Genomic DNA, 16035 nt, shown 5'->3' on the forward strand with positions numbered 1-16035 from the left:
GCCGGTCGCCCAGCCGCTTGGCCATGTCCAGGGCGTCGGAGCCCGACATCGCGGTGTGCGACATGTCGAGGGTGACGTCGGCGTAGTCGCGGTCGAGGGGGTTCCAGCTCGGCGCGTAGGGCACGACCTCGCGGTCGCGCACCCGCACCGGGTACATGTTCTCGACGGCGAAGACGACGTCGGTCTCCTCCTGCATGCGGGCGACGCCGATCTCGAACTCGCGGGCGTAGTCGCGCTGCCAGCGGAAGGCGGGGTGGACCACGATGGTCGTGGCGCCCAGGGCCTCGGCCATCTCCTTGGAGCGGACGAGCTTGCCCCAGGGCTCGCGCCCCCACACCCGCTGGGTGAGGACGAGACACGGGGAGTGGACTGCGGTGACCGGGATCTGGTGGTAGTCCGAGAGCCGCCGCAGCAGGTCGATGTCCTGGCTGGCGGGGTCGGAGGAGACGAGCACCTCGATGCCGTCGTACCCCAGTTTCGCGGCGATCTCGAAGGCGGCCGGGGTCTTCTCAGGGTAGACCGACGCCGTCGAGAGGACGACGGGCGCGTCTGGTACCTGGATAGCGCTCACGTGGACAGGGTATGCGCTCCTGGCCGCCCCGTGCGTGGCCGCCGTGTGAACGCGGCGTGCCGGTGACCCGCGCCCCCCGAAAGACGCCCTAGTAGGCTCTCCGGTCATGATCCCCAGGGAGGCCGTCCCCAGCCCCAACATCTGGCGCAACCCCGACGTCTACGAGCTGGAGAACCTCGCCGTGGACCCGGACGGGGTCATTGAGGCGGCGATGGGGCGCATCCGCCCGATGGCGGGCGCCCGGGTGCTGGACATCGGCTGCGGCACCGGGTTCCACCTGCCCCGGTTCGCCGCGGGCGCGGCCCGGGTGACCGGGGTGGAGCCCCACCCCGCGCTGGCGGCGCGGGCCCGGGCCCGGGTGGCCGGGCTGGCCAACGTCGAGGTGCTGAACGGGGTGGCCCAGCGGCTGCCCGTCCCCGACTCCGTCGTCGAGGTCGCGCACGCCCGCTGGGCCTACTTCTTCGGTCCCGGCTGCGAGCCCGGCCTGGCCGAGCTGGAGCGGGTGATGCGCCGCGGAGGGGTCGCGTTCGTGATCGACAACGACGCGACCCGCTCCACGTTCGGCGGCTGGTTCCGACGGTCCCTGCCGTCGTACGACCCAGCCGCCGTCGAGCGTTTCTGGTCCTCCCACGGATTCGGGCGCGAGGCCCTGACGATGCGCTGGGACTTCACCGACCGCCGCGCCTTCGAGGCGGTGGTGGGGATCGAGTTCCCTCCGGCCCTGGCCGCGGAGATCGTCGCGGACCATCCGGGGACCGCGGTGGACTACGCGGTCAATCTCTGGTGGCGGAGGTACTGAGGGCACCGGGTCCGGGGTGCGGGCCGCCGGGGTCACCCCCCGGGAGAGCGTGTGCCCGCGGCCGCCGGCGCCGTGCGCGCGGCCTGCGGGGGCGGCGTCACAGCCGCACGGCTCCGGCGAGGTTGTAGCGGGTGACGTCCCGCTCGCGGACCTTGTCGCCCGTCCGGGGCGCGTCGATCATGCGGCCGTTGCCGAGGTAGATGGCGACGTGGTAGGCGTAGCCGCCGCTGTCGGTCCAGTACAGGAGGTCACCCCTTCTGGCGTTGGCGTAGCTCACCCGGGTGCCGTGGCCGACCTGGTCCTGGGCGACCCGGGGCAGGTTGACCCCGGCCTGCTTGAACGACCACTGGACGAGCCCGGAGCAGTCGAAGCCGCCGGGTTTGCTGCCGCCCCACGCGTAGGGGGTCCCCTTCTGGGACTCGGCGGCCTCGATCGCCCGCTCCGCGGTGGCGGAGGAGAGCTGGTGGACGCGCTCGCCCGGGGCCGCCGGGGCGGCGGGGGCCGCCTGCGCGAGTCCGGGTGCGGCGCCGAACGCCAGCGCCGCGGCGAGGGCGGCGACGGTGAGCGCTCGCGCCCCCGCCCGGGGCCGCCGGGAGGGCGCGGCCTGTCGCCCCGGGTCCGTGGGACGACAGGCCTGCGTTCGCTCGTGGTGTCGCGGTAGTCGCACTGGTCCTCCACATGCCGAATGTCGGTTCGCCGCGGCGTCCGTGTCCCTGCGACACGGATGGGTCGGTCACGACGTCCATTTCATTCGTCACACAGACACCACGAGAAATCACTCTCCGTAGTCTAATCGGTCTCCAAAAAAGGTAAAGCATCCTTGACGGAGGGTGATGAAACCGGGTCAGGCCATGGCCAACCGCCTTTTGCCCGATCCGGCCCCGTCACCCACCGTGTCGGACCGTGCTAGGGGGTCGGAGCGCCCAGCGCGCCGGAGACGCGGTCGGCGACCGCGGCCATCCCCGCGGCGTTGGGGTGCACCGGGGCCGCGGAGTTCGCCGGGACGATCCCCTCCACCCAGCGCGAGGCGGCCGGGGCGCAGATGTCGTGGCCGCGCTCCAGGACGTCGACGAAGACCGCGCCGTGGGCGGCGGACTCCTCGGCGATCATCCGGTTGAGCGCGGTCTGCACCCCGTCCAGGAAGGCCACGTCGCCGCGGGCGATGGGCTCCCGGGGCCAGCAGCCGTTGCGTTCGGGCAGGATCTGGAGGTAGCCGACCGCGACCACGGTCGCGCCGGGGCTGCGGGTGGCGATCTCCCCGTACACACCGGAGATCTCGTCGCGCAGGTCCTCCACCCGCCGGTCCAGCTCGTCGCCGTAGTAGCGCTGGCAGGGGTTGCCCAGCGGGTTCTCCAGGCTGCGCTTGGCGCAGGTGGTGAGGACGTCGATGAACCCGAAGTCGTTGCCGCCGATCCCCACCGTCACCAGGTCGGTGTCGGGGGTGAGGGCGTCGAACTGCGGGGCGACCCCCGAGTGCTGGGACTCGTAGAAGTCGGCGGTGACCGCGCCCGAGCAGCTGACGTCGGTGAACGCGGAGACGCCCAGCCGGTCGGCGGCGAGCTGGGCGTAGTTGGCCGAGGAGCGCAGGCAGCGGGGGTCGGAGCCGGGCGCGTACGGCGGGATCAGCGGGCCGGAGGTGAACGAGTCGCCCAGGGCGACGTAGTGCTCGAAGGCAGCCTCCTCGGCGGCCGCGGGGGCGGCGACCAGGGACAGGCCCAGCACGGCGGCGGCGACGAGGGCGACCTTGCGGGAGCGTCGCGTCTTCGCGGGCGGTTCCGGGGTGAAGGGGACTCGGGGGGACGTGGACGGCGTGTCGGTGCGGGGCACGCGGGTCTCCTCTCCAGGGAGCGGGGGGTGGGAGTTTTCGGACCCTAGGAATTCTGTAACACGACCTTCACGGAAAGTGTCCTAACCCGTAGGTAACTTTCATGTGGCGCACTGCACTTTTCACCCGTCGTCCACAGCCCCGTCCCGAGGGTCTCCGGCAGGCGTTAGCGTGTCGGACATGGCCAAAGCGAAGACGATGTTCCGGTGCGCCGAGTGCGGCTGGACCACCCTCAAATGGGTGGGCCGCTGCGGGGAGTGCCAGGCGTGGGGCACGGTCGAGGAGGCCGGGGCCCCCGCGCCCATGGCGGTCACCCCCGCCGCGGTGACCTCCCGGGCCCGCCCCATCACCGAGATCAGCGTGGAGACCGCGGAGGCCGTCCCCACCGGCATCGACGAACTCGACCGGGTGCTGGGCGGCGGCGCCGTCCCGGGCGCCGTGGTCCTGCTCGCCGGCGAGCCCGGTGTCGGCAAGTCCACCCTGCTGCTGGAGGTGGCCGCCAAACGCGCCCAGGCGGGCCCGGTCCTGTACGTGACCGGCGAGGAGTCGGCCGGGCAGGTCCGGCTGCGCGCCGAGCGCCTGGGGGCGCTGTCGGACAAGCTCTACCTGGCGGCGGAGACCTCCATCGCCACCGTCGCCTCGCACGTGGACGCGGTGGGGCCGGGGCTGATCATCGTCGACTCGGTGCAGACCATGATGTCCCCCGACACCACCGGCGTCCCGGGCGGCGTTACCCAGGTGCGGCAGGTGACCGGCGCGCTCATCCAGATCGCCAAGGAGCGCGGGATCGCCACGATCCTGGTCGGACACGTGACCAAGGACGGCTCCATCGCCGGCCCGCGCCTGCTGGAGCACCTGGTGGACGTGGTGCTGCACTTCGAGGGCGAGCGCCACTCCCAGCTGCGCCTGCTGCGCGCGGTCAAGAACCGCTACGGCCCCACCGACGAGATCGGCTGCTTCGAGATGACCGAGAGCGGCATCGTGGGGCTGGCCGACCCCAGCGGCCTGTTCCTCACCGAGCGCACGGACCCGGTCCCGGGCACCTGCATCACGGTGGCCCTGGAGGGGCGGCGGCCGATCATCGCCGAGGTCCAGGCGCTGGTGGCGCCCACCCCGCTGCCCGCGCCCCGCCGGGCCACCTCGGGCCTGGACACCTCACGGGTGAACATGATCCTGGCGGTGCTGGAGAAGCGCACCGGGATGAAGCTGGCCAGCCTGGACGTGTACGCGTCCACGGTGGGCGGGGTGCGGCTGACCGAGCCCGCGATCGACCTCGCGCTGGCGATGGCGGCGGGCAGCTCGCACAACGACGTGGCGCTGCCCCGCGGCCTGGTGGTGGTCGGCGAGGTCGGCCTGGCCGGGGACGTGCGCACGGTCACCGGCGCCCGCCGCCGGGTGGCCGAGGCCCAGCGCCTGGGCTTCACCGAGGCGATCGTGCCCAAGCACTTCGGCGACCCGGTCCCGGGCATCCGCGTCCACGAGGTGGAGGAGCTCAGCGAGGCCCTGATGCGGGTCGCCCGACGGCGTTAGTGTTCGCCGGCGGAGGAGAAGTCGAAGACGGGGCCCTTGGCCAGGGCCAGCTGGCAGCTGTTGCCGTAGGTCCGCTCGAACTCCTCGTCACCGGTGACGGTCACGGTGACCGGGTCGTACAGCATGAGGCAGGCGCCGTCGCCCGGGGCGATGGCCTCGATCGACCCGGCCTCGGCGATGGCCCGGCACGCCTCATCGGCCCTGGGGTGGTCACCGCCGGTCGGGGAGCACTCCAGGGTGGTCGTGGCGGCGTGCTCGGTGTCCGCCACCTCCCCCTGCGTGACGGACAGGACGTACCGGCTGGGGGCGTGGCGCTCGGCCGAGGCCGTTCCGGGGGTGAGCGCGAGGGCGGTGAGCAGGGCGAGGCCGCAGGCGGCGAGGCGTTTCACGGTGGTCTGACTCCCGGGTGGAAAAACAGGGACGACACTCATAGTAGTCATATGAGTGCCGTCCGTGTTCGAATTCGCCGGGTCCGGCTCAGCCCCTCAGGTGGAACACCTTCTGGCCGGTCGAGCCCGCGTAGTCCCCGTGCAGGTTGGCCCGGTAGGTGCCGGGCTTGGCCGCGGGCAGGTCGTTGCGGCAGTCGGTGAAGGAGCGCACCCGGTCCCAGGTGATCGTGTACTCGTGCGGCACGCCCCGGCTCAGCTGGCGCTCCTCGCGGGTCTCCCCCTCGGCGCAGTCCGCGGTGGAGAAGATGCGGTCGTCACCAGAGTGGATGCGCAGCTCCATGGCCTCGCGCCCCACGTCGACGGTGCAGGTCTGCTCGGCGGTGTTCACCACGGTGATCTTGAAGGCGGGCTTCTGGCCGGCGCCGTAGACCTCCTTGTCGGAGTCCGCGAAGCCGAAGCTCACCACCACGTCCTGGGGACGGCAGGGGTCCTCCGGCTTCTCGGGCGCGGCCACGCCGCCACCGCCGCCGCCGTCTCCGCCGCCGGATCCGCCCTCGCCACCGCCGCCCTCGGACGCCTCGGCGTCGGAGGGTTCGTCGGAGGCGGACGGGTCGTCGCTCGGGGAGGCGTCGCCCTCGGACGGCTCGTCCGACGGTTCCGGTGACGCGGGGGACTCCTCCGGTGTCACACTGGGGGAGGCGTCATCGCCCACGCTCGCGTCGGAGCGGGTCGGCTCCCCTTCGTCCCCGCCGTTCGGACGGCAGGCGAAGACGATGAGGGTGAGCACCAGCATCACCCCGGCCAGCACGAGAGCTCGCCGCTTCCAGTAGGTCTCGGGGCTGACGGGATGTCCGGTACTTGACGCCATGGCCCGTAGTATTGCGGTTTTGCGGGCGCGCCACCTACTCAACCCGCCGATCCCCGGTTTAAAGATGAGCGATAACCCTTACAGCACCGCCGTTCTGGCCTGGTACGAGGCCAACGCCCGCGACCTCCCCTGGCGGGAGCCGGGCGCCTCGCCCTGGTCGATCCTGGTCAGCGAGATCATGCTCCAGCAGACCCCGGTCGTGCGGGTGCTGCCCGCCTGGCAGGCCTGGATGGAACGCTGGCCCACCCCCGCCGACCTGGCGAAAGACTCGCCGGGTGAGGCGGTCCGGATGTGGAACCGGCTGGGTTACCCGCGCCGGGCGCTGCGCCTGCACGCCTGCGCGACGGCCATCACCGAGGAGCACGACGGGGTCGTCCCCGACGACCACGCCACCCTGCTGGGGCTCCCGGGCATCGGCGCGTACACGGCGGCGGCCGTCGCGAGCTTCGCTTTCGGCCAGCGCCACGCCATTCTGGACACCAACGTGCGCCGGGTCCTGGCCAGGGCCGAAACAGGCGTCGAGTACCCGCCGAAATCCCAGACCAAGGCCGAGGTGACCCTCGCCGAGTCGCTGCTGCCGCCCGAGCCGTCCGTGGCCGCCCGCTGGGGCGTGGCCGTGATGGAGCTCGGCGCCCTGGTGTGCACCGCCCGCTCCCCCAAGTGCGTCGGCTGCCCCATCGCGAACCAGTGCGCCTGGACGGCGGCGGGGCGGCCCGCGCACAGCGGACCGCCCCGGCGCGGCCAGACCTACGCGGGCACCGACCGCCAGGTCCGCGGCCGGCTGCTGGCGGTGCTGCGCGACTCGGCCGGCCCCGTGCCCAAGGACGCCCTGGACGCCGTCTGGGACGACGGCGTCCAGCGCGAGCGCGCGCTGGACGCCCTGGTCGTCGACGGCCTCGTGGACCCGCTGGAGGACGGCCGCTACGCGCTGCCCTCCTGAGCCGCCCGGGCGGCCCCGGCGGCCTCAGGCCGTGGTGGCGCTCCCGGTGACGAGGGCCTCGGCGGCGTCCCCGCTCTCGCTGACCCCGCCGCTGCACGGCGCGCCGGGCTCGGGGGTGTCCGGGCCCTGGACGTACGTGCGCAGGTACTCGGCGAGCGCCGGGTCGGCGGGGTCGTCCAGCCGGATCTGCGAGCCCCAGGCGGAGGCCACCACCCGGGAGGGCAGCCCGTCCATCGGGCTGATCACCAGGTAGTCGCCGGGGGCGTACAGCCCCTCCAGCTCGGCCACCTCGTCGGGCGACAGCGACGGGTCGTAGGTGATCCACACCGCGCCGTGCTCCAGCGAGTGGACGGCGAACTCGTCGACCAGCGGCTCGGAGTACACGCCGCAGTCCTGCCAGGACGGGTAGTGCGGCCCGCCCGCCGGCGGGAACACGTCGTACTCGACGGTCTCCCCCACCTCGACGTGGGAGGCGTCCAGGTCCTCGAAGGTGAGGACCTCCGCGTCGCCGTACGCGGTGCCCCCGGGCCCGTCGGGTTCGGCGCCCTGGGCGAAGAACCACACACCGGCGCCGCCGATGAGCAGCACCAGGACCAGGGCACCGGCGACGATGCCGATGATCAGCCCGGCCGAGGACTTCTTCTGCGGAGGCGGGTAACCGCCGGGCGGCGGCCCGTACCCGGGCTGCTGCGGGCCGTAGCCCGGCTGCTGCGGCGGGGGGCCGTAGCCGGGCTGCGGGGCCTGCGGTCCGTAACCGGGGGGCGGGGCGCCCTGCGGTGGGCCGTAACCCGGCGGCGGGCCGGGCTGCTGCGGGGGCGGCTGCGGGCCCTGGTATCTGGGGTCGTGGTGGGGATCATGCGGCTGAGTCACCCTCGCACCCTAACCGCTCCCCCGCACCGCCTCCCAGGGCCGGGAGAACGGGCCCCGGAAACGACGGCGGGGGCGCCCCCAAGGGCGCCCCCTGCCTCTTCGGGCCTCCGCTTCGCTTCGGCCCACCCGTCGCCCACCACCACCCTCAACGGATGGCCTTCGGCCACGGTCTTGCCACCTAGCAGGGCGCCCGGAGAACGGGAACCTTCGGCCCTACGCTCACATCCTCGCCCGCCCGTCGCCCACCGCCACCCTCAACGGATGGCCTTCGGCCACAGACTTTTCCTCGAAGATGTTCGCTCCAGGCCTCCAGAACCCCGTGGGCGCCCCGCTGACGGAGTGCGTTATACCGAGTTCACTACTCGGCCTTGCCCGCGGCCGACTCCTCGACCTCGGGGGTGTCCGGCACGGCCGACGGCTTGGGCACACCCTTGAAGGTGAGCTTGGCGTCGGTGCCCTCGCCCTCGGCGTCGATCACGACGATCTGACCCGCCTTGAGGTCGCCGAACAGGATCTTCTCCGAGAGCTGGTCCTCGATCTCCCGCTGAATCGTCCGGCGCAGCGGCCGGGCGCCCAGGACCGGGTCGAAGCCCCGCTCCGACAGCAGCTTCTTGGCCGCGGGACGGAGCTCGATGCCCATGTCCCGCTCCTTGAGGCGGTTGTCGAGGCTGGAGATCATCAGATCCACGATCTGGAAGATCTCGCCCTCGGTCAGCTGGTGGAAGACGATGATGTCGTCCACGCGGTTGAGGAACTCCGGCCGGAAGTTCTGCTTGAGCTCCTCGCCGACCTTGGCCTTCATCCGCTCGTAGTTGGTCTGGGCGTCGTCCTCCTTGGCGAAGCCCATGGCCACGCCCTTGGAGATGTCCCGGGTGCCCAGGTTGGTCGTCATGATGATGACCGTGTTCTTGAAGTCGACGTTGCGACCCTGGGCGTCGGTGAGACGACCCTCCTCCAGCACCTGCAGGAGCGAGTTGAAGATGTCGTTGTGGGCCTTCTCGATCTCGTCGAACAGGACCACGGAGAACGGCTTGCGGCGCACCTTCTCGGTGAGCTGGCCGCCCTCCTCGTAGCCGACGTATCCGGGCGGGGAGCCGAACAGCCGCGAGACGGTGTGCTTCTCCATGAACTCGGACATGTCCAGCTGGATCAGCGCGTCCTCGTCCCCGAACAGGAACTCGGCCAGCGTCTTGGACAGCTCGGTCTTACCGACACCGGACGGGCCGGCGAAGATGAACGAACCACCGGGACGCTTGGGGTCCTTCAGACCCGCACGCGTACGCCGGATCGCCTGGGAGAGCGCCTTGATGGCGTCCTCCTGGCCGATGACGCGGCGGTGCAGCTCGTCCTCCATGCGCAGCAGCCGGGAGCTCTCCTCCTCGGTGAGCTTGAAGACCGGGATGCCGGTCGAGGCGGCCAGGACCTCGGCGATGAGCTCCTCGTCGACCTCGGCCACGACGTCCATGTCGCCGGCCTTCCACTCCTTCTCCCGCTGCGCCTTCTTGGCCAGCAGCTGCTTCTCGTCGTCGCGCAGCGAGGCGGCCTTCTCGAAGTCCTGCGCGTCGATCGCGGACTCCTTGTCCCGGCGGACCCCGGCGATCTTCTCGTCGAACTCGCGCAGGTCCGGCGGCGCGGTCATGCGGCGGATGCGCATGCGCGAGCCGGCCTCGTCGATGAGGTCGATCGCCTTGTCCGGCAGGAACCGGTCGCTGATGTAGCGGTCGGCGAGGTTGGCCGCGGCCACCAGGGCGCTGTCGGTGATGGAGACCCGGTGGTGGGCCTCGTACCGGTCGCGCAGACCCTTGAGGATCTCGATGGCGTGCGTGATGGTCGGCTCGTCCACCTGGATGGGCTGGAAGCGGCGCTCCAGCGCTGCGTCCTTCTCCAGGTACTTGCGGTACTCGTCCAGCGTGGTCGCGCCGATGGTCTGCAGCTCACCGCGGGCCAGCATGGGCTTGAGGATGGAGGCGGCGTCTATGGCGCCCTCGGCCGCGCCCGCACCGACCAGCGTGTGCAGCTCGTCGATGAACAGGATGATGTCGCCGCGGGTGCGGATCTCCTTGAGCACCTTCTTGAGGCGCTCCTCGAAGTCACCGCGGTAGCGGCTGCCCGCGACCAGCGCGCCCAGGTCCAGCGTGTAGAGCTGCTTGTCCTTGAGCGTCTCGGGGATCTCCCCCTTGACGATCTTCTGGGCCAGGCCCTCGACGACCGCCGTCTTGCCGACGCCGGGCTCGCCGATGAGGACCGGGTTGTTCTTGGTCCTGCGGGACAGGACCTGCATGACCCGCTCGATCTCCTTGTCCCGGCCGATGACCGGGTCGAGCTTGCTCTCCCGGGCCGCCTGGGTCAGGTTGCGGCCGAACTGGTCCAGCACCAAGGAGGTGGAGGGGGTGGACTCCGAAGAGCCCGTGGTCGCCTGCGGCTCCTTGCCCTGGTAGCCGTGGAGCAGCTGGATGACCTGCTGGCGGACCCGGTTGAGGTCGGCGCCGAGCTTGACGAGGACCTGGGCGGCGACGCCCTCGCCCTCGCGGATGAGACCCAGCAGTATGTGCTCGGTCCCGATGTAGTTGTGGCCGAGCTGGAGCGCCTCCCGCAGGGACAGCTCCAGGACCTTCTTGGCCCGCGGCGTGAAGGGGATGTGCCCCGACGGCGCCTGCTGGCCCTGACCGATGATCTCCTCGACCTGCTGCCGAACCGCTTCGAGGCTGATACCGAGACTTTCCAGAGCCTTGGCGGCGACGCCCTCACCCTCGTGGATGAGGCCGAGCAGGATGTGCTCCGTACCGATGTAGTTGTGGTTGAGCATCCTGGCCTCTTCCTGGGCCAGAACAACCACTCGCCTCGCGCGGTCGGTAAACCTCTCGAACATGTCTCGTCGCTCCTCTACAGAGCGGTCAGGCAGGGTCGGTTCCCACCGACCCGACTCTTCCGCATATCGGCCCCACAGGGATAACCGCCCCGGGGAGCACTGTCGCACCCGTCCGAACCGTTCGACCGGCTGCCGAGCGGACGGACCGTCTCCGCCACGATCCGGCCGAAGCCGTCCGTGCCAGAGACTTTCCCCGACGATAGGGCGTTCACCCAACATCCAACTACCGATTGCGGCGTCAGATTTCCCTGTACGCCGAAGGCGAACGACCCGGTACTCCCGTGATGCCGGGAGTGACCGGGTCGTTGCTTGTACAGGCCCGAATAATCGGCTCTCAGCGAACAGGCTCTGTGTTGTTCAGCCGGAAGCGAAATTGCTGGAAAGCGATCGGCGATCCCGGTCCGGTGGTCTCTGGAGAGGCACCGGGATCGCTCCGGCAGTGGTCTCGCGGGTGATCCGGACCCACCGCTTCCCGTCCTTCCGGCTCGCCCCCGTGGGCGGCGGGCCGTGACGCGTCGGCGCCGATGAGCGGCGCGGGTGTCCCGCGCCGGGGCGTTCGCCCCGCGGACCGGTGCCCCCCGTTCCCCGCACCCGGATCCCCGTCGCGGCGGGAATCCACGTGTCACCACGGCCGCGGCCGTGTCGCGCGGGATCGGTGAGGACCGGGCCCTTACCGGGTGGCGCCGGTCGAAATCTGATCAAGAACCGACAACATTTCGGCTACCCGGGATCGGGTGAACTAGCCCTTGATGGCCTCGTATTCGGCGACGATCGCGGCGGGGATACGCCCGCGCTCATTGACGGGCTTGCCCGCGGCCTTCGCCCAGGCGCGAATCTCCGCGCTGCGCTCACGGCTGGGGGCATTCCGGCTGGCGGCACGGCGACCGGTCGTGCGACCCGCCTTCGGAGAAGCCTTGCGGGCGGCATCGACGAACGGAGTAAGGGCCTCGCGCAGCTTGGCCGCATTACCCGCACTGAGGTCGATTTCGTACACGGAGCCGTCCAGACCGAACGTGACCGTCTCCTCGGCCTCGCCACCGTCGAGGTCGTCGACCAGGAAAACCTGGACCTTCTGTGCCATGGAATCAAACCTTTCAGAAGAGCGGTGTCTCCACACCTGAATATAAAGCTATCCCGCGGCCCGCGGGAACACAATTGGCGACGTGCCGGAAATCACCCGTGGACACCGCCGTCCGGCCATGGGAGGGATCGGTCGGAGCGTGATCGGGGGCCGCGTGCTCATCACGAAACATCATCGGAACCGGCCCGTGGCGGCCGGCCGGGGGATGTGATCGGTCAAGGACCGTATCAACGGTCGCCGGATTCGTCGCCTTCCGCGCTCCGGACATTCGCCGTCTCGTTCGCCGCGCCGGTCTCCCCGGTCACCCGAGTGTTCTCGCCCGCGGCGCCGGAGGACACGGGCGCACCCTTGCCGACCAGGCTTCCGTCCATCCGGCGCGGCGCCATCTCACGACGCAGCACCTTGAGGATGAAGTAGCAGAACACGAAGGCGACGACCACCGGAGGGATGAGCGCCGACAATACGTCGAGCAGTCCGGGGGGAAGCACCGACGACAAAAAGTCACCCATCGAAGCAGTCCACCCTTCCTGGTTGTTACTTATTGCAGCAAATACCCGACTCAGTGTCGGGACACTCCTGGGGGGATGGCGCCCGACGGGACGGGCAAACGCATACCGGACATCATAGACACCGTATCCCCCGCTTTGACCGGGACGGTACCGGGACCCGGTACGGCAAACCGGGGGGTGTCAATGCGGAGTGCGCTCGGATGTACCGGCACCGGGGTCCAAGAGACGGGACGGGTCACCGGAACCGGAGAAATCATGCCCCTTCGTGACCGGATCCGCCGAACTCCCTTGGTGGCGGGCCGGGCGCAGGTACACATTACCTTCCCCCTTCCACTTCCATACCACCCGGTGTGCCCAATCGCGGCTTCGCCGGACGGCGGCGGGTTCGGGGCGTCCCCCGGTTTGCGGACGGCATTGCCGGAACGCGGTCCCAAGAGAGTACGAAAACCTTTAGCCGTCGGTGTTCTCGACTCCGGCACCGAGGTGAACGAGCATCCGGGTGTTCCCGAGGGTGTTGGGTTTGACGCGCTCCAGATCGAGGAATTCCGCGACTCCTTCGTCATAGGAGCGCAGGAGTTCCTCGTACACGCGGGAGGAGACCGGGGTCCCCTGGATCGGGGCGAAGCCGTGGCGCGCGAAGAAAGCGGTCTCGAACGTCAGGCAGAACACGCGGCGCACACCCAACTCGCGCGCGGTGTCCAAAAGGACGGCGACGATCCGGTGGCCGATGCCGAAACCGCGCAGGGACGGGTCCACGGCGACGGTGCGCACCTCGGCGAGGTCCTCCCAGAGGACGTGCAGGGCGCCGCAGCCCACCAATCGCAGTTCCACGTCCCGCGCCTCCTCGGGGCGGGGGTCCCCGGGAGCGTCGTCGGGGACGATCTCGGCCTCGGCGACCCAGAACTCCTGGACGTCCTCGTAGAGGTTGACCGTGCTCTTGGAGAGCACGCGCCGGTCTGCGGTGTAGGTGTCGACGAGGCGGCGGATGTGCGCGACATCGCCGGTGCGGGCGCGCCGCACCTGTACATGACGAACGGGCATAGCCGGTCCAGACTATGCCCCCGGGGCCCCGCGGGGATCACCGGCTCGCTCTCGGCCGGTGAACGCGGGCGCCCCTGGGACATCGGGCCGGCATGCCCGTGGTCGGTCCCCCGGCGGGGCCGGGGGGAGGGGTGCGTTCTGCTTCGTCAGATCAGCTGGCGCCGGGCGGCCCAGACGACCGCCTCGATCGGGGTGTTGACCCCGAGCACGTCGCAGATGTTGCGGATGCGCCGACGCAGGGTGCGGGCGCTCAGCTCCAGGTGCCGGGCGGCGACCTCGGTGGTGACACCGGTCGCGATCTCGGCGAGGAGCTCGATCTCTTCGTGACTCAGTTCGACCGGCGCGTACGGACCGACGGCGGCTTCGCGCGGGCGACTCTGCAGGGGGACCACGTTCTCACGGTGCTCCCGGGCCTGTGGCACGCCCTGGTCCTCAACGGTACGTCGTACGAGTGTGGCCTGTTCCACTCCGTCCTCCCTCATCCATGTGAGTGCGGAACATCAACTCGTCACCTGGTGTGATGCAAGTGCGTCGGGCGGGGTTCCGACGCACGGCCCCGTGGTTCGGACACCTCACGACCGTCCCTCTGGCACAGGGACGGGGGAGTTGTCCGGACACGGGTCGCACGACCCTGGAAGCGTTGCGATCTGGGACGGACAGACCGCACCGGTGGGTGCTACGAGTGCACGAGGGGGGAACCGGGGAGACCCGGTGCTCCTGAAGCACTCCGCTTTACTCGATCCACTTCGGCGAACTCGCGGGCTCAACCCGCTCTCAGCACGCTAGGCGTCGGAGTAGATACCGTCAAGGCCAGATAAATCACCCTGCGTGACAGCACCGGGGCAATACGTCGCATCGTCACAGAATGGAAAATTCTTTCTCGGCACTGACCTGCACAAACAATCCGGGCCACCGAAGGCGCCCGGGCGGACCCGAACCCGGGGAAAATCTTCGCCGGGCCGCCCCCGCTCCGGGCACGGCGGCGGGGCCCGGACTCCGGTCGCCGCCCGGCCGCGTTCACGACCTGCGCCGGGAACGCCGCGGGGGCGGCGCCGCGGTGTTCAGGACACCGCGTCACCGCCCCCGCTTTCGGACATCCCGCCTACCGGGATAAGGTCCCGGCAAATGGGGCGCCAAAAGGATCAGGCGTCGTTCCCCTCGGGCTTCACGATCGGGAAAAGAACAGTTTCCCGAATGTTCTTGCCTGTGAAGGCCATCAGCAGCCGGTCGATGCCCACGCCCACACCGCCGGTCGGCGGCATGCCGTACTCCAGGGCCCGCAGGAAGTCCTCGTCGAGCTGCATCGCCTCGGGGTCGCCGTCGGCGGCCATCAGCGACTGCTCGGTGAGGCGGCGGCGCTGCTCGACCGGGTCGACCAGCTCCGAGTAGCCCGTGCCCAGCTCCATGCCGAACCCGATCAGGTCCCACTTCTCGGTGAGCAGCGGGTCCTCGCGGTGCTGGCGGGTGAGCGGGCTCGTCTCCAGCGGGAAGTCGCGCACGAACGTGGGCTGGATCAGCGTGTGCTCCACCAGCTCCTCGAAGACGTGCTCGATCAGCTTGCCCTGGCCCCAGGCCGGGTCGTACTCCACACCCCTGGCCCCGGCCAGGCGGCGGACCTCCTCGACCGGGGTGCGCGGGTCGACCTCGGCGCCCAGCGCCTCGGACACCGACCCGTACAGGGTGATCTGCGGCCACTGCCCGCCCAGGTCGTACTCCACCCCGTCGCGCTCGATCACCGTGGTGCCGAACGCGGCGCGGGCCGCGTCCTGGATCAGGTCGCGGGTGACGTCCGCCATGACGTTGTAGTCGGCGTAGGCCTGGTAGAACTCCAGCATCGTGAACTCGGGGTTGTGCGTGGAGTCCGCGCCCTCGTTCCGGAAGTTCCGGTTGATCTCGAAGACCTTCTCCAGACCGCCCACGACCAGCCGCTTCAGCGACAGCTCCGGGGCGATCCGCAGGTACAGGTCCAGGTCGTAGGCGTTGATGTGGGTGGTGAACGGCCGCGCCGTGGCACCGCCGTGCACGCGCATCAGCATCGGGGTCTCGACCTCGATGTAGTCGCGCGCGGTGAGCCCGTCCCGGATCGCGCGGATGGCGGCCGACCGGCGGCGCACCATCTCGCGGGACTCGGGGTTGACGATGAGGTCGACGTAGCGCTGCCGGACCCGGGCCTCGGGGTCGGTGAGGCCCTTGTGCTTCTCCGGGAGCGGGCGCAGGCACTTGGCCGTGAGCGTCCAGGTGCGCACCATGACCGACAGCTCGCCGCGGCGGGAGGTGATGACCTCGCCCTCCACGCCCACGTGGTCGCCCAGGTCGACGTCGGCCTTCCAGGCATCCAGGCGCTCCTGGCCGACCTGGTCCAGCGACAGCATGACCTGGATGTCGCCGGTCTCGTCGCGCAGGGTGGCGAAGCACAGCTTGCCGCCGGTGCGGTACAGCATCACGCGGCCCGCGATGGAGACGTCCACCCCGGTGCGGGTGTCCGGCGGGAGGTCGGTGTGTTTGTCACGCACGGCGCCGATCGACGTGGACCGCTCGAAGAACACGGGGAAGGGGTCGATCCCCTCCTCGCGCAGGCGGTCCAGTTTCTGGCGCCGAACTCTCATCTGTTCGGGCAGGTCGTCGTAGGTGTCGTCGTGCGTGTGATTCACACACGCGATCCTACCGGCGCGCGGGGTCTGGAAAGGCCCTCCCGCCGTGTGCCGGAACCGGCCACAGGGATGAAATCGGCCCCTCCCGTCAC

The 16035-nt window shown here is 70.4% G+C and carries 15 protein-coding genes; 3 read left to right on the forward strand and 12 right to left on the reverse strand.

Features of this window, described 5'->3' with window-relative positions; genetic code table 11:
• The coding region (locus ACJOT3_RS07380; RefSeq protein WP_406970171.1) for a sugar phosphate isomerase/epimerase family protein at window positions 1-571 on the reverse strand (571 nt) is incomplete at its 3' end.
• Between the two features lie 181 nt (window positions 572-752).
• Here ACJOT3_RS07380 and ACJOT3_RS07385 point away from each other — a divergent pair.
• The gene (locus ACJOT3_RS07385; RefSeq protein WP_406970245.1) at window positions 753-1370 is read left to right on the forward strand and encodes a class I SAM-dependent methyltransferase; all 618 of its coding nucleotides are present in this window, start codon (window positions 753-755) and stop codon (window positions 1368-1370) included.
• A gap of 97 nt (window positions 1371-1467) precedes the next feature.
• Here ACJOT3_RS07385 and ACJOT3_RS07390 read toward each other — a convergent pair whose 3' ends face one another.
• Together ACJOT3_RS07390 and ACJOT3_RS07395 are read right to left on the reverse strand one after the other, a co-directional pair.
• A complete protein-coding gene (locus ACJOT3_RS07390; RefSeq protein ID WP_406970173.1) occupies window positions 1468-2037 on the reverse strand; it encodes a C40 family peptidase in 570 nt (189 codons plus the stop codon).
• Between the two features lie 239 nt (window positions 2038-2276).
• On the reverse strand, window positions 2277-3197 hold the full coding sequence (locus tag ACJOT3_RS07395; RefSeq protein ID WP_406970175.1) for an SGNH/GDSL hydrolase family protein: 921 nt from the start codon (window positions 3195-3197) through the stop codon (window positions 2277-2279).
• A 178-nt stretch (window positions 3198-3375) separates the two neighbouring features.
• Between ACJOT3_RS07395 and radA the strand changes: the two genes are divergently transcribed.
• Window positions 3376-4725 (forward strand): DNA repair protein RadA, encoded by a 1350-nt coding sequence (gene radA, locus ACJOT3_RS07400; protein WP_406970177.1) that lies wholly within the window; start codon window positions 3376-3378, stop codon window positions 4723-4725.
• Here radA and ACJOT3_RS07405 read toward each other — a convergent pair.
• Together ACJOT3_RS07405 and ACJOT3_RS07410 are read right to left on the reverse strand one after the other, a co-directional pair.
• Window positions 4722-5114, reverse strand: coding sequence for an SSI family serine proteinase inhibitor (locus ACJOT3_RS07405; protein WP_406970179.1), 393 nt, complete (start codon window positions 5112-5114; stop codon window positions 4722-4724). The two genes, radA and ACJOT3_RS07405, sit on opposite strands and share 4 nt — an antisense overlap.
• A gap of 88 nt (window positions 5115-5202) precedes the next feature.
• Window positions 5203-5982, reverse strand: coding sequence for a hypothetical protein (locus tag ACJOT3_RS07410; RefSeq protein WP_406970181.1), 780 nt, complete (start codon window positions 5980-5982; stop codon window positions 5203-5205).
• 64 nt (window positions 5983-6046) lie between these two features.
• On the opposite strand from ACJOT3_RS07410, the gene ACJOT3_RS07415 reads away from it, so the two are divergent.
• Complete coding sequence (locus tag ACJOT3_RS07415) at window positions 6047-6922, forward strand: HhH-GPD family protein (protein ID WP_406970183.1); 876 nt, start codon at window positions 6047-6049, stop codon at window positions 6920-6922.
• Window positions 6923-6946: 24 nt separating this feature from the next.
• Here ACJOT3_RS07415 and ACJOT3_RS07420 read toward each other — a convergent pair whose 3' ends face one another.
• From ACJOT3_RS07420 to lysX, 7 genes are all read right to left on the reverse strand, one after another.
• Window positions 6947-7792 carry a DUF3105 domain-containing protein gene (locus tag ACJOT3_RS07420; RefSeq protein WP_406970185.1) on the reverse strand — a complete coding sequence of 282 codons (846 nt, stop codon included), beginning with the start codon at window positions 7790-7792 and terminating at the stop codon, window positions 6947-6949.
• A 358-nt stretch (window positions 7793-8150) separates the two neighbouring features.
• A complete protein-coding gene (locus tag ACJOT3_RS07425) occupies window positions 8151-10661 on the reverse strand; it encodes an ATP-dependent Clp protease ATP-binding subunit (RefSeq protein WP_406970187.1) in 2511 nt (836 codons plus the stop codon).
• A 739-nt stretch (window positions 10662-11400) separates the two neighbouring features.
• Window positions 11401-11742 (reverse strand): histone-like nucleoid-structuring protein Lsr2, encoded by a 342-nt coding sequence (locus ACJOT3_RS07430; RefSeq protein ID WP_406970189.1) that lies wholly within the window; start codon window positions 11740-11742, stop codon window positions 11401-11403.
• A 227-nt stretch (window positions 11743-11969) separates the two neighbouring features.
• Window positions 11970-12251, reverse strand: a complete 282-nt coding sequence (locus ACJOT3_RS07435) for a hypothetical protein (protein ID WP_406970191.1) — start codon at window positions 12249-12251, stop codon at window positions 11970-11972.
• A gap of 450 nt (window positions 12252-12701) precedes the next feature.
• Window positions 12702-13292 (reverse strand): amino-acid N-acetyltransferase, encoded by a 591-nt coding sequence (locus tag ACJOT3_RS07440; protein ID WP_406970193.1) that lies wholly within the window; start codon window positions 13290-13292, stop codon window positions 12702-12704.
• 146 nt (window positions 13293-13438) lie between these two features.
• A complete protein-coding gene (locus ACJOT3_RS07445) occupies window positions 13439-13759 on the reverse strand; it encodes a LuxR C-terminal-related transcriptional regulator (RefSeq protein ID WP_073380886.1) in 321 nt (106 codons plus the stop codon).
• Window positions 13760-14434: 675 nt separating this feature from the next.
• Window positions 14435-15943 (reverse strand): bifunctional lysylphosphatidylglycerol synthetase/lysine--tRNA ligase LysX, encoded by a 1509-nt coding sequence (gene lysX / locus ACJOT3_RS07450; protein ID WP_406970195.1) that lies wholly within the window; start codon window positions 15941-15943, stop codon window positions 14435-14437.
• Between the last annotated feature and the right edge of the window lie 92 nt (window positions 15944-16035).

This window comes from Nocardiopsis protaetiae (assembly GCF_045446735.1).
Taxonomy (GTDB): domain Bacteria; phylum Actinomycetota; class Actinomycetes; order Streptosporangiales; family Streptosporangiaceae; genus Nocardiopsis; species Nocardiopsis protaetiae.

Excerpts from the sequence above, each read along its gene's own strand:
- radA (WP_406970177.1), top strand. The coding sequence starts at position 3,376 with ATGGCCAAAGCGAAGACGATGTTCCGGTGCGCCGAGTGCGGCTGGACC.
- ACJOT3_RS07410 (WP_406970181.1), bottom strand. The coding sequence starts at position 5,982 with ATGGCGTCAAGTACCGGACATCCCGTCAGCCCCGAGACCTACTGGAAG.
- ACJOT3_RS07415 (WP_406970183.1), top strand. The coding sequence starts at position 6,047 with ATGAGCGATAACCCTTACAGCACCGCCGTTCTGGCCTGGTACGAGGCC.
- ACJOT3_RS07425 (WP_406970187.1), bottom strand. The coding sequence starts at position 10,661 with ATGTTCGAGAGGTTTACCGACCGCGCGAGGCGAGTGGTTGTTCTGGCC.
- ACJOT3_RS07430 (WP_406970189.1), bottom strand. The coding sequence starts at position 11,742 with ATGGCACAGAAGGTCCAGGTTTTCCTGGTCGACGACCTCGACGGTGGC.
- ACJOT3_RS07435 (WP_406970191.1), bottom strand. The coding sequence starts at position 12,251 with ATGGGTGACTTTTTGTCGTCGGTGCTTCCCCCCGGACTGCTCGACGTA.
- ACJOT3_RS07440 (WP_406970193.1), bottom strand. The coding sequence starts at position 13,292 with ATGCCCGTTCGTCATGTACAGGTGCGGCGCGCCCGCACCGGCGATGTC.